Annotated in this window: 19 protein-coding genes; 12 read left to right on the top strand and 7 right to left on the bottom strand. The window is 65.6% G+C overall.

All coding sequences use genetic code 11. The features are described from left to right. Positions 1-148 precede the first annotated feature (148 nt). Positions 149-2,098 carry a molecular chaperone DnaK gene (gene dnaK / locus AB3X96_RS03440; protein ID WP_368588578.1) on the bottom strand — a complete coding sequence of 650 codons (1,950 nt, stop codon included), beginning with the start codon at positions 2,096-2,098 and terminating at the stop codon, positions 149-151. Between the two features lie 332 nt (positions 2,099-2,430). Then, positions 2,431-3,018 (bottom strand): nucleotide exchange factor GrpE, encoded by a 588-nt coding sequence (grpE, locus tag AB3X96_RS03435; protein WP_368588577.1) that lies wholly within the window; start codon positions 3,016-3,018, stop codon positions 2,431-2,433. Positions 3,019-3,381: 363 nt separating this feature from the next. Here grpE and AB3X96_RS03430 point away from each other — a divergent pair, with 363 nt between their 5' ends. Next, entirely contained in the window at positions 3,382-3,543 is a 162-nt protein-coding gene (locus AB3X96_RS03430; RefSeq protein ID WP_176109498.1) for a hypothetical protein, read from the top strand. Here the strand turns inward: AB3X96_RS03430 and AB3X96_RS03425 are convergent. From AB3X96_RS03425 to hrcA, 3 genes are all read right to left on the bottom strand, one after another. After that, positions 3,515-3,922, bottom strand: coding sequence for an RNA-binding S4 domain-containing protein (locus AB3X96_RS03425; RefSeq protein ID WP_176109499.1), 408 nt, complete (start codon positions 3,920-3,922; stop codon positions 3,515-3,517). The genes AB3X96_RS03430 and AB3X96_RS03425 overlap by 29 nt on opposite strands. A gap of 8 nt (positions 3,923-3,930) precedes the next feature. Continuing rightward, the gene (gene hemH / locus AB3X96_RS03420) at positions 3,931-5,001 is read right to left on the bottom strand and encodes a ferrochelatase (protein ID WP_176109500.1); all 1,071 of its coding nucleotides are present in this window, start codon (positions 4,999-5,001) and stop codon (positions 3,931-3,933) included. 178 nt (positions 5,002-5,179) lie between these two features. Continuing rightward, on the bottom strand, positions 5,180-6,199 hold the full coding sequence (gene hrcA / locus AB3X96_RS03415; RefSeq protein ID WP_026227992.1) for a heat-inducible transcriptional repressor HrcA: 1,020 nt from the start codon (positions 6,197-6,199) through the stop codon (positions 5,180-5,182). 210 nt (positions 6,200-6,409) lie between these two features. Between hrcA and AB3X96_RS03410 the strand changes: the two genes are divergently transcribed. Together AB3X96_RS03410 and recN are read left to right on the top strand one after the other, a co-directional pair. Then, positions 6,410-7,312, top strand: a complete 903-nt coding sequence (locus tag AB3X96_RS03410; protein WP_368588576.1) for an NAD kinase — start codon at positions 6,410-6,412, stop codon at positions 7,310-7,312. Positions 7,313-7,375: 63 nt separating this feature from the next. After that, positions 7,376-9,043 carry a DNA repair protein RecN gene (gene recN, locus AB3X96_RS03405; protein WP_368588575.1) on the top strand — a complete coding sequence of 556 codons (1,668 nt, stop codon included), beginning with the start codon at positions 7,376-7,378 and terminating at the stop codon, positions 9,041-9,043. A 111-nt stretch (positions 9,044-9,154) separates the two neighbouring features. On the opposite strand, the gene glnE is transcribed toward recN, so the two are convergent. After that, positions 9,155-11,953: a bifunctional [glutamate--ammonia ligase]-adenylyl-L-tyrosine phosphorylase/[glutamate--ammonia-ligase] adenylyltransferase gene (gene glnE, locus AB3X96_RS03400; protein ID WP_368588574.1), complete on the bottom strand. Its 2,799-nt coding sequence runs from the start codon at positions 11,951-11,953 to the stop codon at positions 9,155-9,157. Positions 11,954-12,214: 261 nt separating this feature from the next. Between glnE and AB3X96_RS03395 the strand changes: the two genes are divergently transcribed. From AB3X96_RS03395 to AB3X96_RS03370, 6 genes are all read left to right on the top strand, one after another. Next, positions 12,215-16,468 carry a YhdP family protein gene (locus AB3X96_RS03395; protein ID WP_368588573.1) on the top strand — a complete coding sequence of 1,418 codons (4,254 nt, stop codon included), beginning with the start codon at positions 12,215-12,217 and terminating at the stop codon, positions 16,466-16,468. 149 nt (positions 16,469-16,617) lie between these two features. Continuing rightward, positions 16,618-17,478, top strand: coding sequence for a carbon-nitrogen hydrolase family protein (locus AB3X96_RS03390; RefSeq protein ID WP_176109505.1), 861 nt, complete (start codon positions 16,618-16,620; stop codon positions 17,476-17,478). Positions 17,479-17,565: 87 nt separating this feature from the next. Further along, a complete protein-coding gene (gene tldD, locus AB3X96_RS03385; RefSeq protein ID WP_176109506.1) occupies positions 17,566-19,032 on the top strand; it encodes a metalloprotease TldD in 1,467 nt (488 codons plus the stop codon). Between the two features lie 339 nt (positions 19,033-19,371). Then, positions 19,372-20,445 carry a 3-deoxy-7-phosphoheptulonate synthase AroG gene (aroG, locus tag AB3X96_RS03380; RefSeq protein WP_368585436.1) on the top strand — a complete coding sequence of 358 codons (1,074 nt, stop codon included), beginning with the start codon at positions 19,372-19,374 and terminating at the stop codon, positions 20,443-20,445. 201 nt (positions 20,446-20,646) lie between these two features. Next, positions 20,647-20,991 carry a type II toxin-antitoxin system RelE/ParE family toxin gene (locus AB3X96_RS03375; protein ID WP_368588572.1) on the top strand — a complete coding sequence of 115 codons (345 nt, stop codon included), beginning with the start codon at positions 20,647-20,649 and terminating at the stop codon, positions 20,989-20,991. Next, positions 20,988-21,320, top strand: coding sequence for a helix-turn-helix domain-containing protein (locus tag AB3X96_RS03370; RefSeq protein WP_368588571.1), 333 nt, complete (start codon positions 20,988-20,990; stop codon positions 21,318-21,320). Before AB3X96_RS03375 ends, AB3X96_RS03370 begins: the two co-directional genes overlap by 4 nt. Positions 21,321-21,382: 62 nt before the next feature. Here AB3X96_RS03370 and AB3X96_RS03365 read toward each other — a convergent pair whose 3' ends face one another. Then, complete coding sequence (locus AB3X96_RS03365; protein WP_368588570.1) at positions 21,383-21,937, bottom strand: cob(I)yrinic acid a,c-diamide adenosyltransferase; 555 nt, start codon at positions 21,935-21,937, stop codon at positions 21,383-21,385. Positions 21,938-22,158: 221 nt separating this feature from the next. Between AB3X96_RS03365 and AB3X96_RS03360 the strand changes: the two genes are divergently transcribed. From AB3X96_RS03360 to glcE, 3 genes are all read left to right on the top strand, one after another. Continuing rightward, positions 22,159-23,577: an FAD-linked oxidase C-terminal domain-containing protein gene (locus AB3X96_RS03360; protein ID WP_176109510.1), complete on the top strand. Its 1,419-nt coding sequence runs from the start codon at positions 22,159-22,161 to the stop codon at positions 23,575-23,577. A 129-nt stretch (positions 23,578-23,706) separates the two neighbouring features. Further along, positions 23,707-25,200: an FAD-linked oxidase C-terminal domain-containing protein gene (locus tag AB3X96_RS03355; protein ID WP_368588569.1), complete on the top strand. Its 1,494-nt coding sequence runs from the start codon at positions 23,707-23,709 to the stop codon at positions 25,198-25,200. 181 nt (positions 25,201-25,381) lie between these two features. Next, positions 25,382-26,470 (top strand): glycolate oxidase subunit GlcE, encoded by a 1,089-nt coding sequence (gene glcE / locus AB3X96_RS03350; RefSeq protein ID WP_018431890.1) that lies wholly within the window; start codon positions 25,382-25,384, stop codon positions 26,468-26,470.

Below are 26,470 nucleotides of genomic sequence, written 5' to 3'. Positions count from 1 at the left end.
ATAAAACGAACGTGCCCGGAGAGCCCAAAAGGCTCGCCAGGCGCGAAAAACCGCTCTTGCACTCAAGGCGCCCCAACGGCGCCGATCTCGTGCAGCCGGGCCGCGCACATCGCTGTGCACGGCTTTACGGTCGGAAGCCGACCTGGCTTTAGTCCTTCTTCACTTCCTTGAACTCGGCGTCGACCACGTCGTCGGCCTGCTGGCTCGCGCCCGCCGATGCACCGGCACCGCCCGCCGCGCCCGCTGCCGCTTCGGCACCTTGCGCAGCCTGCATGTCGGCGTACATCTTCTCGCCCATCTTCTGCGAGGCCGTGGCCACCGCTTCGATCTTCGCTTCGATCGCGGCCTTGTCGCTCGAGCTGCTCTTCAGTGTGTCCTCGAGTTCCTTCAACGCGGCTTCGATCTTGTCCTTCTCACCCGCTTCGAGCTTGTCGCCGTACTCGGTCAGCGCCTTCTTCGTGCTATGGACGAGTGCGTCACCCTGGTTGCGAGCGTCGGCCAACTCACGCAGCTTGTGATCTTCTTCAGCGTTCGCTTCCGCATCCTTCACCATCTTCTCGATTTCAGCTTCGGACAGACCCGAGTTCGCCTTGATCGTGATGCGGTTTTCCTTGCCGGTCGCCTTGTCCTTCGCGCCGACGTGCAGAATGCCGTTCGCGTCGATGTCGAAGCTCACTTCGATCTGCGGCACGCCGCGCGGTGCCGGCGGAATGCCTTCGAGGTTGAACTCGCCGAGCAGCTTGTTGCCCGCTGCCATTTCGCGTTCACCCTGGAACACCTTGATCGTCACGGCGCTCTGGTTGTCGTCAGCCGTCGAGTAGACCTGTGCGTGCTTGGTCGGGATCGTGGTGTTCTTGTTGATCATCTTCGTCATCACGCCGCCGAGCGTTTCGATGCCGAGCGACAGCGGGGTCACGTCGAGCAGCAGCACGTCCTTGCGGTCGCCCGACAGCACCTGGCCCTGGATCGCGGCACCAACGGCCACGGCTTCGTCCGGGTTCACGTCACGGCGCGGGTCCTTGCCGAAGAACTCCTTCACCTTTTCCTGCACCTTCGGCATACGGGTCATACCGCCGACCAGGATCACGTCGTCGATTTCGCCGACCTTCACGCCTGCGTCCTTGATGGCCACGCGGCACGGCTCGATGGTGCGTTGGATCAGTTCTTCAACCAGCGCTTCCAACTTCGCACGCGTAATTTTCAGGTTCAAGTGCTTCGGACCCGACGCGTCGGCCGTGATGTACGGCAGGTTGATTTCGGTCTGCTGGCTCGACGACAGCTCGATCTTGGCCTTTTCAGCCGATTCCTTCAGGCGCTGCAGCGCGAGCACGTCTTTCGACAGATCGACGCCCTGTTCCTTCTTGAACTCGCCGATGATGTAGTCGATGATGCGCTGGTCGAAGTCTTCACCGCCGAGGAACGTATCGCCGTTCGTGGACAGCACTTCGAACTGCATTTCACCGTCGACGTCCGCGATTTCGATGATCGAGATGTCGAACGTGCCGCCGCCGAGGTCGAACACGGCGATCTTGCGGTCACCCTTTTCAGCCTTGTCCAGACCGAATGCCAATGCGGCTGCGGTCGGTTCGTTGATGATCCGCTTCACTTCCAGACCGGCGATGCGGCCTGCATCTTTGGTGGCCTGACGCTGGCTGTCGTTGAAATACGCCGGCACCGTGATCACGGCTTCGGTGACGGTCTCGCCGAGGTAGTCCTCAGCGGTCTTCTTCATCTTGCGCAGCACTTCGGCCGAGATTTGCGGCGGCGCGAGCTTCTGGTCGCGCACTTCGATCCATGCGTCGCCGTTGTCCGCCTTGATGATCTTGTAGGGCATCAGGCCGATGTCCTTCTGCACTTCCTTCTCTTCGAAGCGGCGGCCGATCAGGCGCTTGACCGCGAACAGCGTGTTCTTCGGGTTCGTGACCGACTGACGCTTGGCCGGCGCGCCGACCAGGATCTCGCTGTCTTCCATGTAAGCGATGATCGACGGCGTGGTGCGCGCGCCTTCCGAGTTCTCGATGACCTTGACCGAGTTGCCTTCCATGATCGCCACGCACGAGTTGGTCGTGCCGAGGTCGATGCCGATGATTTTGCCCATTTTTACAAATCTCCTGACTTTGATCGCTGCGGAAAGCGCCCGGTTGGCCCATCTGGCGGCGGGACGATCCGCTCTCAATTCCTACCTGCACTCAAAATAAGTGCGGCCACATCGTTTTCAAGACCTCTATCGCGATGCGGTCTTTAATTTTTTTCAATCACGGGGCGGGCTCGTGAATCCTTGCTGCGAGCCCGCTCCGCCAGCTTGCACGGCGCCCCCGGCGTGGTTCGCCGGAAGTGCCTGAATCGATTGGATGTTTTGCGGCGCGCGGCGATGCGAAGCGACGAGGCAGACGCCGCACGCGCGGACGCCCGGGGTGCGCTTCGACGTGCTTACTTCGGCGCGGCGACGGTCACGAGCGCGGGACGCAGCACGCGGTCCGCGATCACGAAGCCCTTTTGCAGCACCGCGACGACGGTGTTCGGCTCCTGGTCGGCCGGTACCATCGAAATGGCCTGATGGCGATGCGGGTCGAACTTTTCGCCGACCGGATTGATCGCCACGACGCGGCCCTTCTCCAGCGCGCCGCTCAACTGGCGCAGCGTGAGCTCGACGCCTTCGCGGACCTTCTGCAGGTCGTCGGACGAATGGGCGACGGCCGCCTCGAGGCTGTCGACGACCGGCAGCAGATGCTCGGCGAAGTTCTCGATCGCAAACTTGTGCGCCTTGGCGACGTCTTCCTGAGCGCGACGGCGCACGTTTTCGGTTTCGGCCTTCGCGCGCAGGAAGTCTTCCTGCAACTCGGCGATCTTCGCCTGAGCGTCGGCCAGCGCCTGCTCGGCGGCAGCCTGGGCGGATTCAGTGGTGGCGCCGGTGTCCTGCTGTTGAGCAGCGGGCTCGGCCGCCTCGGCGGCCTGGCGCGCGGCTTCGTCGGCGGGCGTGGGATTCTGGCTCGTCGGGTTCTCTTGCGTGTTTTCCATGTCGCTGAAAGTCGTTAAAAAGTAAAAGCAAAGACGGAAAAAGCCGTTCCGACACAGTACGATTCGTGCTTTGCAAAATCGCGACACGTGTCTTCGCGCCGATCCGCCAGACCGGACCCCAGATGGGGTCTGAAATAGCCGTTTCAAGCGGCTCAGAGGTTTTTTCGCACCACCGTCGTGCAGGCGAAATGCGCCGTAACAAGCATTCACGTGGCGCAATCAGATAGGGATTGAGTGCAGCCCGCAACTGACCTATTCTCCAGTCATGGAGCGGCAACGCACGTTAACCCTAATTTGACGTAAGCCTTACCGACACCTGACAGTCGTTCCGATAGCCCGTTTCAGCCCATCGAGGGGAGTACCGTGAAACTGACCGTTGCAATCGGGGTGGTCGCACTGGTACTGATCGCGGGCACCACGACCATCTGCATGTCCGGCGCGGTTAACGACCACACCACCGAGTACGGTGGCGCACACGCCACGGTCGAGCAGTTTTTTAGTTCCCACCCGAAAATCTGTCGATAGTGCGCCGGTCGCGTTTCGTCGGTCGCCCGTGCAGCGCGGCGGCAGGCTCGTGATATACCTTGCGCCGTTCCTGCTCGACCTGCCGCTTCTCCTTGCTCTGCGCGGTTTCAACGTAAAGCGTCTGCGCCACGCTCGCCGGGCCGCGCACGTCGCACACGCCCAGCACCTCGACCTGCCAAACGTAGCGCTCGATCTCGATTTCGACCAGATCGCCGACACGCACGTCCTTGGCCGGCTTCACGGCCGCGCCGCCGATGCGCACCCGCCCCTTGTCGACCGCATCCGCGGCCAGCGAACGCGTCTTGAAGAAACGCGCGGCCCACAGCCATTTGTCGATGCGCAGTTTCGCGCCCGGTTCGGTTGAGATGCGGTAGTTCATCTGCGTATTCAAGCTCCTGTCGTGTGCGGCACCGGCACCGCCTGCACCGGCCAGCCCTGCAGATGCTGCGCGACGATTTCGCCGAGCGCGGCAACCCACGGCTGAGACGCGTTCAGACAGGGGATCCGGTGAAACTCCTTGCCACCCGCCTGCAGAAATTCGTCGCGCACTTCCATGCCGATTTCCTCGATCGTTTCGAGGCAGTCGGCGGTGAAACCCGGACAAAACACGTCAGCACGCCGCACGCCTGCCGCGCCGAGTTCCTTCAACGTCGGCGCCGTGTAGGGCTGCAGCCATTCGGCCTTGCCAAAGCGCGACTGGAACGTGATGCGGCATTCGACCGGCGTCAACTCCAGCGCCTGCATCAGCAGTGCACCGGTCTGCTGGCATTGCTCGTGATACGGGTCGCCGAGGTCGAGCGTGCGCTTGGGCACGCCGTGGAAACTCAGCACGAGCTTGTCGCCCGCCGCGAAATCAGGGCGGCCGTGCAGATGCCAGTGGTGACGCACCTGCGCAGCGAGCGCCGCGATATACGCCGGGTGATCGGCGTACTGGCGAACCGTGCGGATCTCCGGCTGGTTGCGCATGCGCTTGAGCGCGGAAAAGGCTTCGTCGAACGCGGTCGCGGTGGTCGACGCGGAATACTGCGGATACATCGGCATCAGCAGCACGCGCTCGGCGCCGGCGAGCTTCAGCTGGTTCAGCATTGCCGGAATGCCGGGCGTGCCGTAGCGCATCGCGTAGTCGACCAGCACCGTGTAGTCGTTGACTTGCAGCAGATGGCGCAAACCCTCGACCTGCTTTTCGGTGTGCACGCGCAGCGGCGAGCCCTCGGGCATCCATACCGCCGCGTACTTCCTGGCGGAACTGCGGCCGCGAAGCGGCAGGATCAGCAAACGCAGAATCAGCTGCCACAGCAACGCGGGAATTTCGATCACGCGAGGATCGGACAGGAACTGCGCGAGATAGCTGCGCACCGCGCGCGGTGTCGGCGCGTCGGGCGTGCCGAGGTTGATCAGCAACACGGCGACGCGATGCGATGTGGCGTTCTGTGATGGCCGCTCGAGGTCGAAGCGCATAGGCAGCAGAAGTCACCGCTTCACGCGGCGAGTCGATTCAATGGAGATTCATTATAGCGGCGCGGGTTCGGCCGGGCGTCGCCGGACCCTGGCCATTCGGACGATTGGCAGACGCCGCCCGTTCGCGCATCATGGCCGGCACGGGCTGCGATGACGGCGCCGCCGCGGAGCGCGATGACTACTGCTGGCTGAGCGTCATGGACAACAGCCGCGCGGTGATGTCCACGATCGGAATCACGCGGTTGTAGGCCATGCGGGTCGGTCCGATCACACCGAGCGTGCCGACGATCTTGCCGTTGACCTCGTACGGCGCGGTGACGACGCTCATTTCCTCGATCGGCACCAGCGTCGATTCGCCGCCAATGAAAATTTGCACACCCGCCGCGTGACTCGACACGTCGAGCAACTGAAGGAGGCTGGTCTTCTGGTCGAACACATCGAACAGCTTGCGCAGGCGCGCCATGTCCGACGAAAGATCGGCGACTTCGAGCAGATTGCGCTCGCCGGAGATAAGCACAGTCTCGCCGGTATCGGATTCGTCGGTGCTCGCGGTGACGGCCGCGTGCATCAACGAGGTCATGTCGCCACGCAGCTCGTCGATTTCCTCGCGCAGGCGGCGGCGCACTTCGTCGAACGAGAGGCCCGCGAAGTGCGCGTTGATGTAATTGGAGGCTTCCACCAGCTGCGAAGGCGAAAAGTCGCGCTGAGTGGCGAGAATGCGGTTCTGCACGTCGCCTTCGGGCGTCACGATGATCAGCAGAATGCGCTTGTCGGACAGGCGCATGAATTCGATCTGCTTGAATACGTGGCTGCGGCGCGGTGTGAGCACCACGCCGGCGAACTGCGACAGGTTGGACAGCACGCTCGCCGCCGCGGCGACGATCTTCTGCGGCTCGCCCACCTGCAGCGTGGTTTTGACCGCGCGCATCACCGCTTCTTCGTCGGCGGCGGACTCGACCGTCAACATTGTGTCGACGAACAGACGGTAGCCGCGTGGCGTTGGAATGCGCCCCGCCGACGTGTGCGGACTGATCACGAGCCCCAGATCCTCGAGGTCCGACATCACGTTGCGGATCGTGGCCGGGCTCAACTCGAGGCCCGAGTAACGTGACAGCGTGCGCGAGCCGACCGGCTGACCTTCGGCGATGTAGCGCTCGATCAGCGTTTTGAGGAGGGTTTGTGCGCGAGGATCTAGCATGACGAAAAATTTTAGCTCAATGGCATCGCAGCCGCGAGCGCCCGCGGCGACCGCTCCCGGCAAATGCGGCGCCGTCAGCGGGCGCGCATGTCATCGGGTCTTCACCATTCTAACGATAATCGCGACATCCGCAGACGCCCCGCGTGCGCCGGCCCGCTACCGGGTTGGCCTGCGGTTCTTTTCAGGCCCTACCTATGGTGTAATGCCGGCATGCAAGTGACCAGCCAGTTCAAGACCGTCGCGCTCGTCGGGCGCAGCAATACGCCAGGCATCAGCGAGCCGCTGACCGCGCTCGCCGCGTGCATCGCGAAGCTCGGCCTCGAAGTCGTGTTCGAAGCCGACACCGCCGCCGAAATCGGCGTAACCGACTATCCGACGCTGCGTCCCGCCGAGATCGGCGCGCGCGCCGACGTCGCCGTGGTGCTCGGCGGCGACGGCACGATGCTCGGCATCGGTCGCCAGCTCGCGCCATATCGCACGCCCTTGATCGGCATCAACCACGGACGGCTCGGCTTCATCACCGACATTCCGATCTCCGACATGCGCGAGATCGTGCCGCAAATGCTGTCCGGCAATTTCGAGCGCGAGGAGCGCGTGCTGCTGGAAGCGCGCATCGTGCGCGACGGCACGTCGATCTATCACGCGCTCGCGTTCAACGACGTGGTGGTCAACCGTAGCGGTTTTTCGGGCATGGCGGAGCTGCGCGTGTCGGTCGACGGCCGCTTCATGTACAACCAGCGCTCGGACGGCCTGATCGTCGCGACGCCGACCGGCTCGACCGCGTACGCGCTGTCGTCGCAGGGGCCGATCCTGCATCCCCAATTGCAGGGCTTCGTGCTCGTGCCGATCGCGCCGCACGCGCTGTCGAACCGGCCGATCGTGCTGCCGGACGACTCGAAGGTCAGCATCCAGATCGTTTCCGGGCGCGAAGTGAACGTCAATTTCGACATGCAGTCGTTCACGTCGCTGGAGCTCGGCGACACGATCGAGGTGCGCCGTTCGCGTCACACGGTGCCAATGCTGCATCCGGTCGGCTACAGCTATTACGCGACGCTGCGCAAGAAGCTGCACTGGCACGAGTACCCGTCGCACGAAGAAGACCCGAGGCCGTAAGCGGCGCTTTCAAGCCCACGCCGCCGCGGCCGCCACCCGAATCCAAGCTACCCGACGACCTCCATGCTTCGCCACCTCTCGATACGCGACTTCGTCATCGTCGCCGCGCTCGACCTCGAATTCGACAGCGGCTTTACCGTTTTCTCGGGCGAAACCGGCGCCGGCAAATCGATCCTGATCGACGCGCTCGCGCTCGCGCTAGGCGCGCGCGCCGAGGCGAGCGTCGTGCGCACCGGCGAGAGCCGCGCCGATATCACCGCGGAGTTCGAAACGTACGCGCAGGTCGATCAATGGCTCGACGCACAGGCGCTCGGCGCGGCCGACGACGGCCAGCACGGCGGCACCGTGATGCTGCGGCGGGTGGTCGACGCGAACGGCCGCTCACGCGCGTTCATCAATGGCACGGCCGCGACGCTCGCGCAGTTGCGCGAGGTCGGCGAAATGCTCGTCGATATTCACGGCCAGCATGCGCACCAGTTGCTGATGCGCCCGGACGCGCAGCGCGAGCTGTTCGACACGCACGCGGGCCTGTCCGACCTGGCCGCCGCCGTGACACGCGCGTGGCGCACGTGGCGCGACAAGGCGCAGGCGGTCGAGCACGCGCAAACGCGCGATCGCGAGCTGCAACTCGAACGCGAGCGACTCGCGTGGCAACTCACCGAACTCGATAAGCTCGCGCCGCAGCCGGGCGAATGGGAAGAGGTCAACACCGAGCACCGGCGGCTGTCGCATTCCGCGAATCTGATCGACGGCGTGCAGGGTGCGCTCGGCGCGCTGTCCGAGTCGGACGACGCGATGATCACGCATCTCGGCTCGATCGTATCGAAGGTGCGCGACCTCGCGGAGATCGACCCGGCGCTGAACGACGTGCTCGCCGCGCTCGAACCCGCCGAAATCCAGTTGCAGGAAGCCGCGTATTCGCTGAGCCACTACGCGCAGAAGCTCGAGCTCGACCCGGAGCGGCTCGCGCAGGTCGAAAAGCGCCTCGACGCGCTGCACTCGGCCGCGCGAAAATTCCGTCTGCAGCCCGAGACGCTGCCGGAAGAACACGAAGCGCGCCGCAAGCAATTGGCCGCGCTCGACGCCGCCGCCGACCTCGACGGCCTGCGCGCCGCCGAGGCGCAAGCGAAGGACGCGTTCGTCGCCGAGGCTAAAAAACTGTCGAAGGCGCGCGCCAAAGCAGGCAAGGCGCTCGGCGAGGCGGTCACGACCGGCATGCAGGAACTGTCGATGAAAGGCGGCAGCTTCGAAGTCGCGCTGGTGCCGTTGCCCGAAGGCGGCGCGCATGGGCTCGAGCAGATCGAGTTCCGCGTGGCCGGTCACGCCGGCGTGCCGCTGCGGCCGCTCGCGAAAGTCGCGTCGGGCGGCGAACTCGCGCGTATCAGTCTCGCGCTCGCAGTGATCGCGAGCGCGGCCAGCCCGACACCGACGCTGATCTTCGACGAAGTGGATACGGGCATCGGCGGCGGCGTGGCCGAAGTGGTCGGGCGGCTATTGCATCAACTCGGCGAGGCGCGCCAGGTGTTGTGCGTGACCCATCTGCCGCAGGTCGCGGCGCGCGGCGATCATCATTTCCAGGTCGCAAAGATGAGCAACGGTACCGGCGGCACGCTCAGCAGCGTGACCTCGCTCGACAAGGCGAGCCGCATCGAGGAAGTCGCGCGCATGCTCGGCGGCCTCGAAATCACGGCGACCACGCGCAAGCACGCGAAGGAAATGCTGGCCGCCTGAGATCGGCCGTGCTCAGCTCACCGCACACGGCCTGAGTCGGGTTGGCCGGGACGTCACACCGATCCCGGCCGCGCATGATGCGTTGGCGCTACGCGAAATGCGCAAGCGCCTTTACCCAAACACCCTCTTCCACAACGCCAGCACCGCCTCGCGCTCGGCCGCGACCAGCGCCGGATCGACCCGCGCCTTCTCCATCCCATCGAGCCGCAGCGTGTGCTGCAGCTTGCGATAGCGCCGATAGGCAGCGCCGACCGTCTCGGCTTCCGCTTCGCTCATCAGCCCGAAACGCGACACTTCGCGCAGCAGCGCGATATTGCCGGTATTGCGGATCAGTTCGGGATCGCGCGCCGCATGCAGCAGCACCCAGTACTGCACGGTGAACTCGATATCGACCATGCCGCCGCGGTCGTGCTTCAGGTCGAACAGAGTCGGCGTCTGGTTCGGGTGACCCGCTTCGACACGCGCGCGCATCTCGGCGATCTCTTTCGCGAGCGGCGGCGCTTCGCGCGGTGTCGTCAGCACCTGTTCGCGGATCGCCTCGAACTTCGCGCCGATCTCCGGATCGCCCGCACAGTATCGTGCCCGCGTCAGCGCCTGATGCTCCCACACCCACGCGGTATTCGCGGCGTCGCCCTCGCGCAGCTGGTAGCGGCGGAACGCGTCGAGATCGGTGACGAGCAGGCCCGACTCGCCGTTGGGCCGCAGCCGCAGATCGATGTCGAACAAGGTGCCGGCGCCGGTCGCGGTGGTCAGCCACGTGATCAGGCGCCGCGTGAAGGTAGCGTAGACGTCGGCCGCGGCATCGTCGGGATCGTCATACAGGAAGATCAGGTCGAGGTCCGACGCGTAGCCGAGCTCCTTGCCGCCGAGCTTGCCGTAGGCGATCACCGCGAAGCGCGGCACGTCGCGGTGACGTTTGGGCAATTGATTCCACACGGCTTCGATCGTCACGTCGAGCACCGCGTCGGCGAGCTCGGACAGTCGGTCGCTGACGTGCTCGACGGACAGCTTGCCGGCAAGATCGATCAGCAGAATGCGGAACACCTCGGCCTGATGCGCGTGGCGCAGCAGATCCATCTGCTGCTCGACGCCGTCGGCGGCGGCGAGCCGCAAACGCAACGTACGCTTGAATTCGGGCCAGTCGAACGGGCTGTTGATCGCCTCGCCGTCGAGCAGTTCGTCGAGCAGCTGCGGATGGCGGATCAGATAGCCGGCCGCCCAGCGCGAGCCGCCCAGCACCGACAGCACCTGGTGCAGCGCCTGCGGATACTCGGTCAAGAGCGCCAGATACGCGCCGCGCCGGCCCACCGCTTCGAGCAGATCGAACAGGCGCGCGACCGTATCGCCGCGCCGGCCGGCCGGCTCCAGCGTGCGCGCGGCTTCGAGCGCGCGCTGCGCGACGATGTCGAAGCGTTGCCGGCTGCGCTCGTTCAGGCCCGTGTAGCGCGACGAGCGCCACACCGCCTGCAGCCGCGCGAGCAACTCGCCGGGTTCGGCCACACCGAGTTCGATGAGGCGCGCGCGCAGCGCGTCGTCGGCGCTATCGTCGGCGAGCGCACTGCTCCACACCCACGCGGCCGCGCCGTCCTCGGGCGCGCCGCAGCCGTCGCGGCCGCCCACCTTGTCGGCGAAAATCTGGTCGAACTGCTGTTCGACGAACTCGCGATGCGCGTCGAGCTTGGTCATCAATTCCGGGTAGTCGTCGCAGCCCATCGCGCGCGCGAGCGCCGCGCGGTCTTCGGCATCGACGGGCATCGCGTGAGTCTGCGCGTCGTTGCGATATTGCAGACGATGTTCGAGCTCGCGCAGAAAGCGATACGCCTGCGACAGCTTCAGGCACACCGACGGGTCCATCAACCCATGCGTGGCCGCATGGCGCAGCACGGCGAGCGTCGGCCGCACGCGAAAGCCGGCGTCCTGGCCGCCGCGGATCAGCTGGAACACCTGCGCGCTAAACTCGATTTCACGGATGCCGCCTCGGCCGAGCTTGATGTCGTCGGCCTTGTCGGGGCGCATCGACGCGCGGCGCTGCGCCTCCTGTCGGATCTGCAGATGCAGCGCGCGGATCGCGCTGATTACGCCGAAATCCAGATAGCGTCGATAGACGAACGGCGTGACGATCGCATCGAGCTGCTTCTGCAGCCGCTGCGCCGCGGCGCTTGCGCCCTCGGACACGAGCCGGCCCTTGATCCACGCGTAGCGCTCCCACTCGCGGCCCTGCACGTAGAAATACTCTTCGAGCATGCCGAGGCTGCACACGAGCGGGCCCGAATCGCCGTTCGGCCGCAGACGCATGTCGACACGAAACACGTAGCCGTCGGCGGTGACTTCCGCGAGCGCGCCGATCAGCCGCTTGCCGAGCCGCGTGAAGAACTCCTGGGTCGCGAGCGGCGAGCGCTGGCCGCCGGTGGTCTCGCCATCGTCCTCGTAGACGAAGATCAGATCGATATCCGACGACACGTTCAGCTCGCGCCCGCCGAGCTTGCCCATGCCGACCACGCCGAGCGTGAGCCGCTCGCCCTGCTGGTCGCGCGGCTCGCCGTACAGCGCTTCTAGCTCGGCGCTCAGCACCGTCAGCGCGCGCTGGATCGTCGTTTCCGCGAGATCGGTCATCGCGCCGGTGACTTCGGCGATATCGGCTTCGCCGGCCAGGTCGCGCTCCATCACCGCGCAGAATACTTCGGTGCGCAACTGGCGCAGCGCGCGTTTCAGCGCATCTTCGTTGACCGGCGCACCGGCGGGGCCCGCCGCCTCGGCGCACAGGGCGTCGAGACGCGCGTCGATGCGCTCGCGCGTCAGCGGTTCGTCGGCCAGCGCGCTGACGTGCGCGACCAGTTGCGGGCGGGCCGCGGCGGCGCGCGCGGCATAGTGCGAATAGCTGGCACTCAGGAGGGTTGCGTCAGTCATCAAAAATCTGGCTCGCTCGTTGCTTGATCGAATTTGTCCGGCGGTATTCTGACGATGTAGGGGTGTCGTTTCGGGGTCGTTGTCATATCGTTCTATTGTGCAACCGGCACGCGGCGGCAAGCATGCCGAAGCCCGTGCCGAACGGCCTCGCGAATCCCCGTCACGGGCTTTCGGACAGGGTTTGCAGGAAGTCCGCCGACGCTTTCCCGTGTGTTACATTTCGTCGTTAACACGCAAAACTACCATACGCCCAGCCGCCGCAGCATGTCCGAGCGAAACGAATCCGCCGACCCGCAAGCCCCATCGCAGGTCCGGCATGTGAGCGGAAGCGACCACATCGGGTTGCGTCGGACGTTGCGCGTGCTCGCCACGCTCGCACTCGTCCTCTATTTCATCGCGGGCGGAGTGTTTCTGGGTTTGCGCTACGTGGTGCTGCCGCGCGTCGACACGTTCCGGCCGCGCATCGAAGCCGCAGTCTCCGACAAGCTGCACACCCAATTCACGATCGGCCGGCTCGCGCCGCACTGGAGCGGCTTTCAGCCTGGGCTCGACGTCACCAACCTCGTCATCCGCGATCACGACGGCCAACCCGCGCTGACGATTCCGCACGCCACCGCGACGGTATCCTGGCGCTCGCTATGGGAGTTTCATCCGGCGCTGTCGAGCCTGATCGTCGATCAGCCGGACGTGCTGGTGTCGCGCAGCGACGACGGCGTGCTGTCGGTCGCGGGCGTGCCGGTACCGACGCGCCACAGCGGCAACGACGCGCTGTCCACCTGGTTGTTGCGTCAGCAGGCGATCGTCGTGCGTGGCGGCGTGCTGCGCTGGCGCGACGCGACCCGCCACGAGCCCGAACTGGCGCTGCGCGATATCCGCATCGCGATCCTCAATGACGGCCGCGACCACCGCATGGCGCTGCAGGCACCGCCCGACGGCAGCGTGCTGAAAGGCCCGCTCGACTTCCGCACGCACTTTCGCCACGCGCCGCTCTCCGCGATCGGCAAGCCGATCAACTGGAGCGGCCAGGTGTATATGTCGACGGGCCCGGTCGATCTGCCGACCCTCGCGCGCTACGTCGAATTCCCGATCGAGACGTTCGCCGGCCGCATCGACAATGCAATCTGGATCGACTTCAGCGAAGGCCGGATGAACCAGGCGACCGGCCAGCTGAACGGCAACGACGTCGCGATGCGGGTGCGCCCGACCCAGCCAAAGCTGCTCGTGCCGATCGCCCACTTTCTGTGGCGCGTCGAGGCAGACGACGGCGAGTACCGGCTGCAGTTGTCGGACCTGCGTGCCGAGCTCGGCCAGCCGCCGCTCGAAGACGGCACGCCGCTCACGCGCATCCTGCGCTTCCGGACCCTCGACAGCCGCTACCGGACCGCGTCGCAGCAGCACGGGCAGCTTTTGAGCATCAGCGGCGATCGCGTCGATCTCGGCATCCTCGCCGAATTCAGCCGCGCGCTGCCGTTGCCGCGGCACTTTCTGAACGAACTCGTGCGCATCAATCCGCGCGGGCTGGTCGCGAACTACGTGATCGAGGTCGAGCGCGACAAACCGGAATCCGGAGAAGTGGGCAGCGACCATCGGCCGACGGGTGCGGAGCCGATCGAGCGTTATCGCTTCAAGGGCGATCTGCAGGGCATCAGCTTCGCCGCCCAGGAGCCGGGGCCCGGCCTGACCCCGCGCGGCCACCCGCGCGCCGGCATTCCCGGCATCGAGAACCTGTGGGGCACCGTCGACGCCGACGAAAAAGGCGGCCGCGCGAACCTCGATACGTCCAACGTGGCGATCACGCTGCCAGGCGTGTTCGACGATCCGCGTCTGACGCTCGCGCGTCTGCGCGGCCGCGCCGAGTGGACGATGGGCAAGAAGACACCGGGCGACACGCGTCCCGCGTTCGCGGTCAAGCTCAACGATTTCAGCGTATCGAACTCCGACGTCGAGGCAAGCGCGACCGCGAGCTACAGCAATCCCGGCCACGGCCGCGGCTCGCTCGACCTCAAAGCCGACTTCCAGCGCGCGCAGGTGACCCGTATCGCCCGCTATCTGCCGACCGCGGTCAGCGAAAAGCTGCGCATTTACCTGGGCCACGGCCTGCAGGCTGGCGTGTCGCGCGGCGGCACGATCGAAGTGCACGGCGACCTGACCAAGTTCCCCTACGCGCGCGACCCCGACGCCGGCCTCTTCCACATCGTCGCGCCGTTCACCGGCGGCAAGTTCGATCCGACGCCGTTCCCGCCGCGCAACATGCGCAACGGCACGCCAAACGTTTGGCCGCCGCTCGACGGCATCGACGGCGTGTTCGAGCTCAAGCAGAACGTGCTGCGCTTCGACATCGACCGCGGCCGTTACAAGCGCGTCGCGCTGACCGGCGTGAACGGCCGCATCGACGACCTCGGCACCAAAGGCTCGAACCTCACCATCCAGGGCAACGGCCGGGGCCCGCTCGCCGACATGCTCGACTACGTGAACCGCAGCTCGCTCGGCATCATGGCGCGGCATCAGACCGAAAAGATTCGCGCGGAAGGGCCCGCGTCCCTCGCGCTGAAGCTGACGATCCCGCGTACCCCGAAGCCGCATGTCGGCGTCGAAGGCGCGCTAGGCTTCCTGAACAATCGCCTGAGCGTGAGCAATGCGCCGCCGTTGTCGCGGCTGAACGGCCGGGTGCGCTTCACCGAACGAACGGCCGAGGTCGAGCGGCTCTCCGGACAGTTCCTTGGCGGCGACGTGCATGCGAACGGCGGCTTGCGGCAAGACGGCACGTACGCGCTCGCGCTCAACGGCCACGTCGCCGTCGATGCCGCGCGCGAGCTGCATCCGCCTGGCGCGGCCGCGCAGGTACTAACGCATATGAGCGGCAGCGCGCCTTATGCGTTGCGCGTCGCCGGCGCGAGGGGCCGCCTGCCGCAGGTCAGCGCCAACTCGGATCTAAGCGGCCTCGCGCTCGATTTTCCAGCGCCGTTCGAGAAGCAGGCCGGCACACCGATGCCGCTGCATTTCGCGGTCAATCCGTCGACGGTGCCGGGCGAAGCCGGCCTCGAACGCGCCGACCTGACGCTGGGGCCGGTCGCCGCCGCGTATCTGCTGCGCTATCGGCCGAGCGCGCAGCCGCGTACGCCACCGACCGTCGTGCGCGGCGCGATCGGCGTGAACCGGGCGGTCGAACTGCCGTCCGAGGGCGTGGTCGCCGCGGTGGACATCAAGGAGTTCAACGCGGATGCCTGGCGCGCGCTCGCCGCGCAACTGCGCGCGGGCACGGCCGGGGCGAATGGCGTGAACGGCGGCGCGAACGGCGGCAATAGCGCAACCAACGCCAGCAGCGCGACCACCCCCGCCGCCGCGCCGAATCCGATGCTCACGCAGTTCCTGCCGAACCGCTTCGCGCTGCACATCGACACGCTGACGCTTCTCAAGCGTCACTGGGACAACGTGATCGTCGGCGCGTCGCATATGGATCGCACGTGGCAGGCGAACATCGCGTCGAATCAGGTGTCCGGCCACGTGTCGTGGCTGCCGGGCGTGACCCGCGAATCGCCGGGAGAACTGCAGGCGCGCTTCGCACGCGTCGTGATTCCATCGGTCGCGGACAAGGACCTGCTCGGCCCGGCGATGTCGGCGCCCGCGCTGAACATGCCGTCGATCGATCTGGTCGTGAACGAGCTGATCGTGCGCGACCGCAACGTCGGCCGGCTCGAGGTCGACGCACACAACTACGACGAGAACGGCGTGCCGGTGTGGCAGCTCGACAAGCTAGACGTGACGAACCCTACCGCGACGCTCACCGCGACCGCGAACTGGCGCACCTCGACCGAACTGCCCATCTCGGCCGACGAAGCCACGCCGCGCCGCACCGTGTTCGATTTCAAGCTCGACATCAAGGACGCTGGCGCGATGCTCGAGCGCTTCGGTCTGCCGAGAACGCTCAAGGGCGGCGTCGGCTCTATCCAGGGCAAGGCCGTGTGGCAGGGCGGCCCGACCACGATCGACTATTCGACGCTGAACGGCAACCTCGCGCTCGATCTGCGCCACGGCCAGATCCTGAAGGTCGATCCTGGCGTCGCGACGCTGCTCGGCGTGCTGAGCCTGCAAAGCCTCGCGCGCATCGCCACGCTCGATTTCCGCGACGTGCTCGGCGAGGGCCTGCCGTTCTCGAGCGTGACCGGTACCGCGCAGATTCATGACGGCATCGCCCGCACCGACAACTTCAGGATGGTGACCGCGCCGGCCCGCGCCGAAATGGTGGGCTCGGTCGACATCGCGCAGAGAACCCAGAACCTGCACCTGCACGTAATACCGACCGTCAGCGCCGGCTCCGCGGTGATCGCCGCGACGATCATCAATCCGCTGATCGGCCTCGGCGCGCTGGTCGCCGATATCGCCTTCACACATGGGGTGTCGCACGTGTTCGCGCGCGACTACGCGATCACCGGTTCGTGGTCCAAACCGCAGGTTCAGCGGGTGACGGGCGAACGGGGTAAGATTGACGCTCCGGCTTCGACCGTGGAAGCGCACTGAGCTTCGGTTTCCCTGGCGCCGCTGTCTCGTTCCACGCGGCCGCTCGTGCTGCTCTGCCGACTCGATGCGCCAACGGGGCCGAGCCAGCCCAGAACCATGCGGTGCCCGCGCTTCATACCACCGCCCGCCGGGAGTCTTTCGACACGCTCATGAGCGAAACACACGTCACATCATCCGCATCCGCCGCAACGTCCGGCTCTGTCGCCAGCCCCTTTCGGGTCGCCGCGCTGCAGATGGTCAGCACGCCGGATCGCGATCGCAATCTCGCCGACGCAGAGCGCCTGATCGCCGAAGCCGCCGCCGACGGCGCGCAACTCGTCCTGCTCCCCGAGTATTTCTGTTTCATGGGCTTCAAGGACACCGACAAGCTCGCCGTGCGAGAGCCGCATCGGGATGGCCCGATCCAGCGCTTTCTGGCCGACGCCGCGCGCCGCCACCGGCTCTGGGTGATCGGCGGCACCCTGCCGCTGAATGCGCCGGAGGCGTCGCGCGTGCTGAACACGACGCTGGTGTTCGACCCGCTCGGCAACGAAGCCGCGCGCTACGACAAGATCCATCTGTTCAACTTCGAAAAAGGCGATGAATCGTTCGACGAAGCTCGCACGATCCGGCCCGGCACCTCGGTGCAAAGCTTCGAGGCGCCATTCGGCCGGGTCGGCCTGTCGGTCTGCTACGATCTGCGCTTTCCCGAGCTGTACCGGCGCATGGGCGACTGCGCGCTGATCGTGGTGCCGTCCGCGTTTACCTACACGACCGGCCGCGCGCATTGGGAGCTGCTGCTGCGCACCCGCGCGATCGAAAACCAGTGCTACGTGCTCGCCGCAGCGCAGGGCGGCAAACATGAAAACGGCCGCCGCACCTGGGGCCACAGCATGCTGATCGACCCGTGGGGTGAGATCGTCGCGGTGCGCGACGAGGGCGCCGGCGTGGTCGCGGGCAACCTCGAACGCGCGCGCATCGACGAAGTGCGGCAGAGCCTGCCGGCATGGCGTCATCGCGTGCTGACCTGAAACCGACATTGAAACTGCGGCGCCTGCCATGCATATACCGACGCAGGCGCTTCCCGACCCCTTCGTATCGAGCAGAACATACTTCGCATGAACATCATCGAACCCGGTATCCGTAATCTCGCCGCCGCCAAGGACATCCTCCTCACGCCCTATGGCCTCGACGAGTCGCTGCTCACGCGCACGCTCGCCGAAATCTTCACGCACCGCGTCGACTACGCGGACCTGTACTTCCAGACCACCCGCAGCGAAGCGTGGAGTCTCGAGGAAGGCATCGTGAAATCGGGCAGCTTCAGCATCGACCAGGGCGTCGGCGTGCGCGCCGTGTCGGGCGACCGTACCGCGTTCGCCTACTCGGACGACCTGTCGCCCGAAGCAATCCGCCAGGCGGCCATCGCCACACGCGCAATCGCCAAGGCGGGCGGCGGCAAGCAGAAGATCAAGGTGGCGTCGTCGCTGACCGGCATCGCCGGACGCGATCTGTACCTGCCGTCCGACCCGCTGCATTCGCTCGACGCCACCGCGAAGGTCAAGCTGCTCGAGCGCATCGAACAGATGGCGCGCGGCCGCGATCCGCGCATCCAGCAGGTGATGGCGGGCTTGGCCGGCGAATACGACGTTGTGCTGGTCGCGCGCAGCGACGGCGGCTTCGCGGCCGACATCCGGCCGCTCGTGCGCGTGTCGGTCACCGTGATCGCCGAGCAGAACGGCCGCCGCGAAATCGGCAGCGGCGGCGGCGGCGGACGTTTCGACTACGGCTATTTCACCGATGAAGTGCTGTCGCGCTATGTCGACGATGCGGTGCACGCGGCCCTCGTCAATCTCGACGCGCGTCCGGCGCCGGCCGGCGCGATGACCGTAGTGCTCGGCCCGGGCTGGCCCGGCGTGCTGCTGCACGAGGCGATCGGCCACGGGCTCGAGGGCGACTTCAACCGCAAGGGGTCGTCGGCGTTCGCGGGACGCATCGGCGAGCAGGTCGCCGCGAAGGGCGTCACCGTGGTCGACGACGGCACGCTGCCGAACCGCCGCGGCTCGCTCAATATCGACGACGAAGGCAATCCGACCCAGTGCACGACGCTGATCGAGGACGGCATCCTGAAGGGCTACATCCAGGACACGCTGAACGCGCGCCTGATGAAGATGCCGGTCACCGGCAACGCGCGGCGTGAATCGTACGCGGCGCTGCCAATGCCGCGCATGACCAACACGTACATGCTCAACGGCGACAAGGACCCGCAGGAAATTCTCGCGTCCGTGAAGAACGGTCTGTACGCGGTGAACTTCGGCGGCGGTCAGGTGGACATCACGAACGGTAAGTTCGTCTTCTCGGCCTCCGAGGCGTACATGATCGAGAACGGCAAGATCACGTATCCGGTCAAGGGCGCGACGCTGATCGGCAGCGGCCCGGAATCGCTGAAGTACGTCACGATGATCGGCAACGACATGAAGCTCGATTCGGGCGTCGGCGTGTGCGGCAAGGAAGGCCAGAGCGTGCCGGTGGGCGTCGGTCAGCCGACGCTGCGCATCGAGAAGATGACGGTCGGCGGCACGGCCTGATTACTCGGCGGATGCACGCTTCGCGCACGCAAAACGCGAAGCGTGCGGGTTTTCCGCATTTTTCGACGTCCTGGCTTGTCAGCCGAGCCTGTACCGGGTTATAAAGTCACTCACCTTTTTTGACCAGCGACGCATTCACTTCGCCATGTCCGCCAAGTTTTATTTTTACTTTTTTTGGTATCTCAGACCGCTGGCGGATCGAGAGGGGTGTTAGTACACGCAGGACACCGAGAATTCCCGAAAAACCGCCAGCTAGCCTGGCGGTTTTTTTTCGCCTCACGCTTTTCGATACCTATTTGACCCACGCGAACACGCTACGAACCGATTCAGGAGAACCACATGCCCCCGCACAATACCGACGATGTCCGCATCCGCGAATTGAAGGAACTCACGCCGCCCGCTCACCTGATCCGCGAGTTTGCTTGCGACGAGACGGTGTCCAACGTGATCTACGAATCGCGCACCGCGATGCATCGCATTCTGCACGGCATGGACGACCGCCTGATCGTCGTGATCGGCCCGTGCTCGATTCACGATCCGAAGGCCGCCATCGAATACGCGGGGCGTCTGATCGAGCAGCGCAAGCGCTTTGCCGGCGAGCTCGAAGTCGTGATGCGCGTGTACTTCGAAAAGCCGCGCACGACGGTGGGCTGGAAGGGTCTCATCAACGACCCGCACATGGACAACAGCTTCAAGATCAACGAAGGTCTGCGCACCGCGCGCGAGCTGCTGCTGCGGATCAACGAACTCGGTCTGCCCGCCGGCACCGAGTACCTCGACATGATCAGCCCGCAGTACATCGCGGATCTGATCTCGTGGGGGGCGATCGGCGCGCGCACGACCGAATCGCAGGTGCATCGCGAGCTGGCTTCGGGACTGTCGTGCCCGGTCGGCTTCAAGAACGGCACGGACGGCAACGTGAAGATCGCCGTCGATGCAATCAAGGCCGCCTCGCAGCCGCACCACTTCCTGTCGGTCACCAAGGGCGGGCACTCGGCGATCGTATCGACCGCGGGCAATGAGGACTGCCACGTCATTCTGCGCGGCGGCAAAACGCCGAACTACGACGCCGACAGCGTCAATGCGGCCTGCGCGGACATCGGCAAGGCGGGTCTCGCCGCGCGTCTGATGATCGACGCGAGCCATGCGAACAGCTCGAAGAAGCACGAAAACCAGATTCCGGTGTGCGCGGACGTCGGCCGTCAGATCGCCGCGGGTGACGAGCGCATCGTTGGCGTGATGGTGGAGTCGCACCTCGTCGCGGGTCGCCAGGATCTGCAGGAAGGCTGCCAGCTCACGTACGGCCAGAGCATTACCGATGCATGCATCGGCTGGGACGAAAGCGTCGCCGTGCTCGAAGGCCTGGCCGAAGCGGTCAAGCAACGCCGCGTCGCGCGCGGCAGCGGCAACTGAACGCCTGCCCCGCCGCCGCCGCGGGGGCTTGTCGGTAGTCCGTAGAAAACCCGGTTCGATTTCGAACCGGGTTTTTTATTGGCCATTCGGACGAATGGTACTCAGCCGGCAGCGTCGCTATCGTCATAGCTCGTTGCCTGGTTGCTTGCACGACTTGACCAGGCTGGAGAATGCGTATACGATTTTATACATGAGGTGGCGATGGAGCAGGAAAAAGAAATTCGCTGGTTAGGCTCCAGCTACCGTGATTTGCTTGCTTTTCCCAACGAAGCGCGTCGTCTCGCCGGGTTTCAGCTTCACAAGATTCAGTCAGGACTCGACCCTGACGACTGGAAACCGTTCGAGTCTATCGGCGCGGAAACGCGCGAAATTCGCATCAGAGACGAGGACGGTATTTTTCGCGTGATGTACGTGACCAAATATGCCGAAGCGCTGTACGTGCTGCATTGCTTTCAGAAGAAAACGCAGAAGCCCGGACCCCGCGACAGAAAAATTGCCGAAACGCGCTATCGCGCCATCACTCATTACAGGACCACCCAGCCATGACGATCGACACCAACATTCGTCACGTAACGCGAGCCGGCGCGAACGTGTTCCTCGAACTCGGTTTTTCCGACGAAGAAGCGAAGCGCCTTCACGCGGCGTCGCAAAAGCAGATTAATGACACGCGGCTGCTCAAGGAACAGTTGATGACCGAGCTATCCACGTGGATCGAACAGCATCATCTGAAGCAGGCCGAGGCGGCCGAAATCCTGATGGTGTCGCGCCCGCGCGTGTCCGACGTCGTCAACAAGAAAACCACCAAGTTCACGATCGACACGCTCGTTGAAATGCTGAGCCGCATCGGCAAGCCGGTTACGCTCGCCGTCGGTTGAGCGATTGAGCGTCGGCTCGTGCGAAGCTCAGTACCTATCTACATGCGCATGCGCGTCGCCATTCAAGGCGCGCCGCGATCGTGCTGCCACAGCACGTCGGTGCCGCCGTCCGCGCGATTGAGCACGCGCGCCAGCACGAACAGCAGATCGGACAGCCGGTTCACGTACTGACGCGGCGCCGCGTTCAGCGTCTCGTGTTCGCCAAGCGCGACGATCGCGCGCTCCGCTCGACGGCAAACGGTACGGCACACATGCGCGAGCGCAGCCGCGCGCGAACCGCCCGGCAGAATGAATTCCTTCAGTGGCGGCAGCGTGCCGTTGTAGTCGGCGAGCCAGCCGTCGAGCTGAGCGAGATGCCGCTCGGTAATCATCGTATGACCGGGAATGCACAGCTCGCCACCCAGATCGAACAGATCGTGCTGAATCGCGACCAGCGCCGCGCGTACGTTTTCGGGCAGGGTCTCGCACAACAGCACGCCGAGATTCGAATTGAGTTCGTCGACGTCGCCGATCGCGGCGATTCGCGCGCTGTCCTTGCGCACACGGCGGCCGTCGCCGAGACCGGTGGTGCCGTCGTCGCCGGTGCGAGTGGCGATCTTGCTGAGGCGATTGCCCATGATGTCTCCTTGCTTCCAGTGACGATGCGGCCACCACGTTTGCCCATATTGCACGCATCGCGAAATCGCCGCCATTATATGGGCGGAAGCCGGCCCAGCGCCGTCCGGCGGGCGAACGGCGTAAAATGAAACAGCTGCTGCAAACAGGCTGTTACCTAAAGAAACTTTCATCGGACCGGAGTAAGCGTTGAAGCGCCAACTCCGCTCGACAGGAGACATGCGTGAACCATCCCGTACCGCCGGCGCCGCTACGCCGGCCGTTTCCCGCCGAATTGCTGAACCAGCTCAAAGCCGCCTTCGGCGATCGGGTCTCCGTTGCCGAAGCCGTGCGTGCGCACCACGGCCGCGACGAATCGCCGTTCGATCCGCAATTGCCTGACGCCGTCGTCTTCGCGCGCACGAGCGAAGACGTGCAAACCGCCGTCAAGCTGTGCGGCCAGTTCGACGTGCCGATCATTCCGTACGGCAATGGCTCGTCGCTCGAAGGACATCTGCTTGCCGTGCAAGGCGGCGTGTCGATCGACCTGTCGGAGATGAACCGGGTGTTGTCGATCAACGCCGAAGACCTGACCGTCACCGTCGAGCCCGGCATCTCGCGCAAGCAACTGAACGAAGCGCTGCGCGACACGGGCCTGTTCTTCCCGATCGACCCGGGCGCGGACGCGAGCATCGGCGGCATGTCGGCGACCCGCGCGTCCGGTACCAACGCCGTGCGCTACGGCACGATGCGCGAGAACGTGCTCGGCCTGACGGTCGTGCTCGCCGATGGCCGCGTGATCAAGACCGGCTCGCGCGCGCGCAAATCGTCGGCGGGGTACGACCTCACGCGCCTGTTCGTCGGCTCGGAAGGCACGCTCGGCGTGATCACCGAAATCACGCTGCGCCTCTATCCGCAGCCGGAGGCGGTGTCGGCCGCGGTGTGCACGTTCCCGTCGATGGGCGATGCGGTGCGCGCGGTCATCGAGACGATCCAGATCGGCGTGCCGATCGCGCGTGTCGAGTTCGTCGATTCGCTGGCGATCCGCTCGATCAATCGCCACTCGAATCTGACGCTGCGCGAAGCGCCCACCTTGTTCTTCGAATTTCACGGCACCGAGGCCGGCGTCAAGGAACAGGCCGAACTCGTGCAGGAAATCGCCGCGCAAAATGCCGGCGAAGGCTTCGAATGGGCGACGCGCCCCGAAGACCGCAGCCGCCTGTGGAACGCGCGTCACAACGCCTATTTCGCGATGCTGCAACTGAAGCCCGGCTCGCGCGCGGTGACTACCGACGTCTGCGTACCGATCTCGCGTCTGGCGGAGTGTGTGGTCGAAACGGAGCAGGATCTGTTGGCGTCGCCGCTGCCCTGCCCGATCGTCGGCCATGTCGGCGACGGCAATTTCCACGTCGCGATCCTGATCGATCCGGACAAGCCCGAAGAGCTCGAAGAAGCCGAACGCCTGAACCATCGCATCGTGCAGCGCGCGCTGCGCATGGACGGCACCTGCACCGGCGAGCATGGCGTCGGTCTGCACAAAATGGGTTTTCTGCTCGAGGAGCACGGCGACGTCGCGGTCGACACGATGCGCTCCATCAAGCACGCGCTCGACCCGCGCAATCTGATGAACCCGGGCAAGATTTTCGCCTGGGCGGCGGCCTGATCTACATTGCGAAGGCTGGCCGCGACAAGCCGCCGGCCCGAACACGCAAGTGACGCGAAGCAGGCCGCCCGAAACAGCCGGCTCGAACCTGGAAGCCGGACCGGCGCAAGCCACGAGGAGACAACTCACATGAACGCACCCGCTGAACTGTCGGCCGAAGTCCTCGCGCAGCGTCAGCGCGAAGTCGTGCAGGCGCTGATGGCTGTGTTGCCGACCCACTGTCTGCTGTATCGCGAGGAAGATACCGTCGCGTATGAATGCGACGGCCTCGCCGCGTACCGGCGTCTGCCGCTCGCGGTCGCGTTGCCGGAAACCGAATCGCAGGTGCAGCGCATCGTGCAGATCTGCCATCGTCTCGATGTGCCCATCGTGCCGCGCGGCGCGGGCACCGGGCTGTCCGGTGGCGCAATGCCGATTCGGCACGGCGTCGTGGTGTCGCTCGCGCGCTTTCGCAAGATCGTCGAGGTCGACCCGTATGCGCGCATCGCGACCGTGCAGCCGGGCGTGCGCAACCTCGCGATCTCCGAAGCCGCGGCACCGTATGGCCTCTACTACGCGCCGGATCCGTCGTCGCAAATTGCGTGCACGATCGGCGGCAACGTGTCCGAAAATTCGGGCGGCGTGCATTGCCTGAAGTACGGCCTCACCGTGCACAACGTGCTGCGCGTGCGCGCGGTGACGATGGACGGCGAGTTCGTCGAATTCGGCTCGCTCGCGCCTGACGCGCCGGGGTTCGATCTGCTCGCGGTGCTGATCGGCAGCGAGGGCATGTTCGCGATCGTCACCGAGGTCACCGTCAAGCTGATCCCGAAGCCGCAAACGGCGCAGGTCATCATGGCCAGCTTCGACGATGTGGTCAAAGGCGGCGACGCCGTTGCCGGCATCATTGCGGCGGGCATCATCCCGGCCGGCCTCGAGATGATGGACAAGCCCGCCACGCGCGCGGTCGAGGAGTTTGTCAACGCGGGCTACGACCTCGACGCGGCGGCGATCCTGCTGTGCGAATCGGACGGCACGCCCGAGGAAGTCGCGGCCGAGATCGTGCGCATGACCGCGGTGCTGCGCGAGCACGGCGCGACCCGTATCCAGATTTCGCGCACGGAGGCCGAGCGCCTGCGCTTCTGGTCCGGGCGCAAGAACGCGTTTCCGGCCGCCGGCCGCATCTCACCGGACTACTACTGCATGGACGGCACCGTGCCGCGCCGAAGTATCGGGCCGCTGCTCGCGCGCATCGAGGAGATGGAGAAAACCTACCAGCTGCGCTGTATCAACGTGTTCCATGCCGGCGACGGCAATATGCATCCGCTGATCCTGTTCAACGGCAACGACCAGGACGAGTGGCATCGCGCCGAGTTGTTCGGTTCCGACATCCTCGAAGCTTGCGTCGAGCTGGGCGGCACGGTGACGGGCGAGCATGGCGTCGGCATCGAGAAGATCAATTCGATGTGCGTGCAGTTCTCGCCCGAGGAGCGCGACACGTTCCACGCGGTCAAGCGAGCATTCGACGCGCCCGGTCTGTTGAATCCCGACAAGGGCATTCCGACGCGGGCGCGCTGTGCCGAATACGGCAAGATGCACGTGCGCGGCGGACTGCTGCCTCATCCCGAGCTACCGCGCTTCTAGCGGCTGGCGTCTGCATCGCGCAGCCACCGTGTGCCGGGCCCGCGCCGATGCGGGCGCGGCCTGCACGGCGATTTGCGCCGCCCCTTCAGACGGATGCCGCGCCCCGTCATGCGGGTGCGCTCCGGCTTGCCAGCGAGCCGCCGCCCGGTACAATCAAACGAAACACAACGAGCAGGACACCATGGAAGAGGACGACATCGTCGCCGTATGGTCCGAACGCGTGCGCTCGGCCAGCGCCGAGGGACGCGCGGTGCGCATCCGTGGCGGCGGCACCAAGGACTGGTATGGCCAGACGCTGGAAGGTGAGATCCTCGACACGCGAGCTTATCGCGGCATCATCGCGTACGATCCGGCCGAGCTCGTGATCACCGCGCGCGCGGGAACACCGCTGCTGGAAATCGAAGCCGCGCTCGCCGAGCACGACCAGATGCTGGCGTTCGAGCCGCCGCACTTCGGTCCGCAGGCCACCTTCGGCGGCTGCATCGCCGCGGGCATTTCCGGGCCGCGCCGGCCGGCCGTCGGCGCCGCGCGCGACTTCGTGCTCGGCGCCGTCGTGATGAACGGCCAGGGCCAGGTGCTGCACTTCGGCGGCCAGGTCGTCAAGAACGTCGCGGGTTACGACGTGTCGCGGCTGCTCGCGGGCTCGCTCGGCACGCTCGGGCTGATCCTCGAGCTGTCGGTCAAAGTGCTGCCGCGCCCGCAGGCCGAAGCCACGCTGAAATTCGACATGAATGGCACCGATGCGGTACGCAAGCTCAACGAATGGGGCGGCCGGCCGCTGCCCATCACCGCGAGCGCATGGCGCAACGGCACGCTCGCGGTGCGCCTGGGCGGCGCGGAGGCCGCGGTCAAGGCCGCGCGCACCGGGCTCGGCGGCGAAGTCGTCGATGCGGTCGAAGCCGAGCGCTTCTGGGGCGGCCTGCGCGAACAGACCGACTCGTTCTTTGCAAGCATTCCGCCGAAGGCCGCGCTGTGGCGTCTCGCGCTGCCGTCGATCACCGAGCCGCTGCAGCTGCCCGGCGCGCAACTGATGGAATGGGGCGGCGGCCAGCGTTGGTGGATCACCGACACCGACGCGCAAACCGTGCGCATCAGCGCGAAGCAGGCCGGCGGCCACGCAACCATTTTCCGCAGCGGCCACGGCTACGACCGCAGCGCCGGCGTATTCACACCGCTGCCCGCGCCGTTGATGAAAATCCATCGCGGCCTCAAACATGCATTCGATCCGGCCCGCATCTTCAACCGCGGCCGTCTCTACCCCGACTTCTGA

This window comes from Paraburkholderia sp. BR13439 (assembly GCF_040948805.1).
In the GTDB taxonomy this organism is placed as follows: Bacteria; Pseudomonadota; Gammaproteobacteria; order Burkholderiales; family Burkholderiaceae; genus Paraburkholderia; species Paraburkholderia youngii.
The sequence above is the reverse complement of the archived record's forward strand: the minus strand, read 5'-3'. Positions and strand labels throughout refer to the sequence as shown.

Bases quoted from the DNA above. Each gene is read 5' to 3' on its own strand.
- glcE (WP_018431890.1), top strand. From the start codon at position 25,382: ATGGAAGAGGACGACATCGTCGCCGTATGGTCCGAACGCGTGCGCTCG.
- AB3X96_RS03375 (WP_368588572.1), top strand. From the start codon at position 20,647: ATGGAGCAGGAAAAAGAAATTCGCTGGTTAGGCTCCAGCTACCGTGAT.
- hrcA (WP_026227992.1), bottom strand. From the start codon at position 6,199: ATGCTAGATCCTCGCGCACAAACCCTCCTCAAAACGCTGATCGAGCGC.
- hemH (WP_176109500.1), bottom strand. From the start codon at position 5,001: ATGCGCTTCGACCTCGAGCGGCCATCACAGAACGCCACATCGCATCGC.
- AB3X96_RS03365 (WP_368588570.1), bottom strand. From the start codon at position 21,937: ATGGGCAATCGCCTCAGCAAGATCGCCACTCGCACCGGCGACGACGGC.
- aroG (WP_368585436.1), top strand. From the start codon at position 19,372: ATGCCCCCGCACAATACCGACGATGTCCGCATCCGCGAATTGAAGGAA.
- recN (WP_368588575.1), top strand. From the start codon at position 7,376: ATGCTTCGCCACCTCTCGATACGCGACTTCGTCATCGTCGCCGCGCTC.
- AB3X96_RS03425 (WP_176109499.1), bottom strand. From the start codon at position 3,922: ATGAACTACCGCATCTCAACCGAACCGGGCGCGAAACTGCGCATCGAC.
- AB3X96_RS03390 (WP_176109505.1), top strand. From the start codon at position 16,618: ATGAGCGAAACACACGTCACATCATCCGCATCCGCCGCAACGTCCGGC.
- dnaK (WP_368588578.1), bottom strand. From the start codon at position 2,098: ATGGGCAAAATCATCGGCATCGACCTCGGCACGACCAACTCGTGCGTG.
- AB3X96_RS03395 (WP_368588573.1), top strand. From the start codon at position 12,215: ATGTCCGAGCGAAACGAATCCGCCGACCCGCAAGCCCCATCGCAGGTC.
- AB3X96_RS03410 (WP_368588576.1), top strand. From the start codon at position 6,410: ATGCAAGTGACCAGCCAGTTCAAGACCGTCGCGCTCGTCGGGCGCAGC.
- tldD (WP_176109506.1), top strand. From the start codon at position 17,566: ATGAACATCATCGAACCCGGTATCCGTAATCTCGCCGCCGCCAAGGAC.
- AB3X96_RS03355 (WP_368588569.1), top strand. From the start codon at position 23,707: ATGAACGCACCCGCTGAACTGTCGGCCGAAGTCCTCGCGCAGCGTCAG.
- AB3X96_RS03370 (WP_368588571.1), top strand. From the start codon at position 20,988: ATGACGATCGACACCAACATTCGTCACGTAACGCGAGCCGGCGCGAAC.
- grpE (WP_368588577.1), bottom strand. From the start codon at position 3,018: ATGGAAAACACGCAAGAGAACCCGACGAGCCAGAATCCCACGCCCGCC.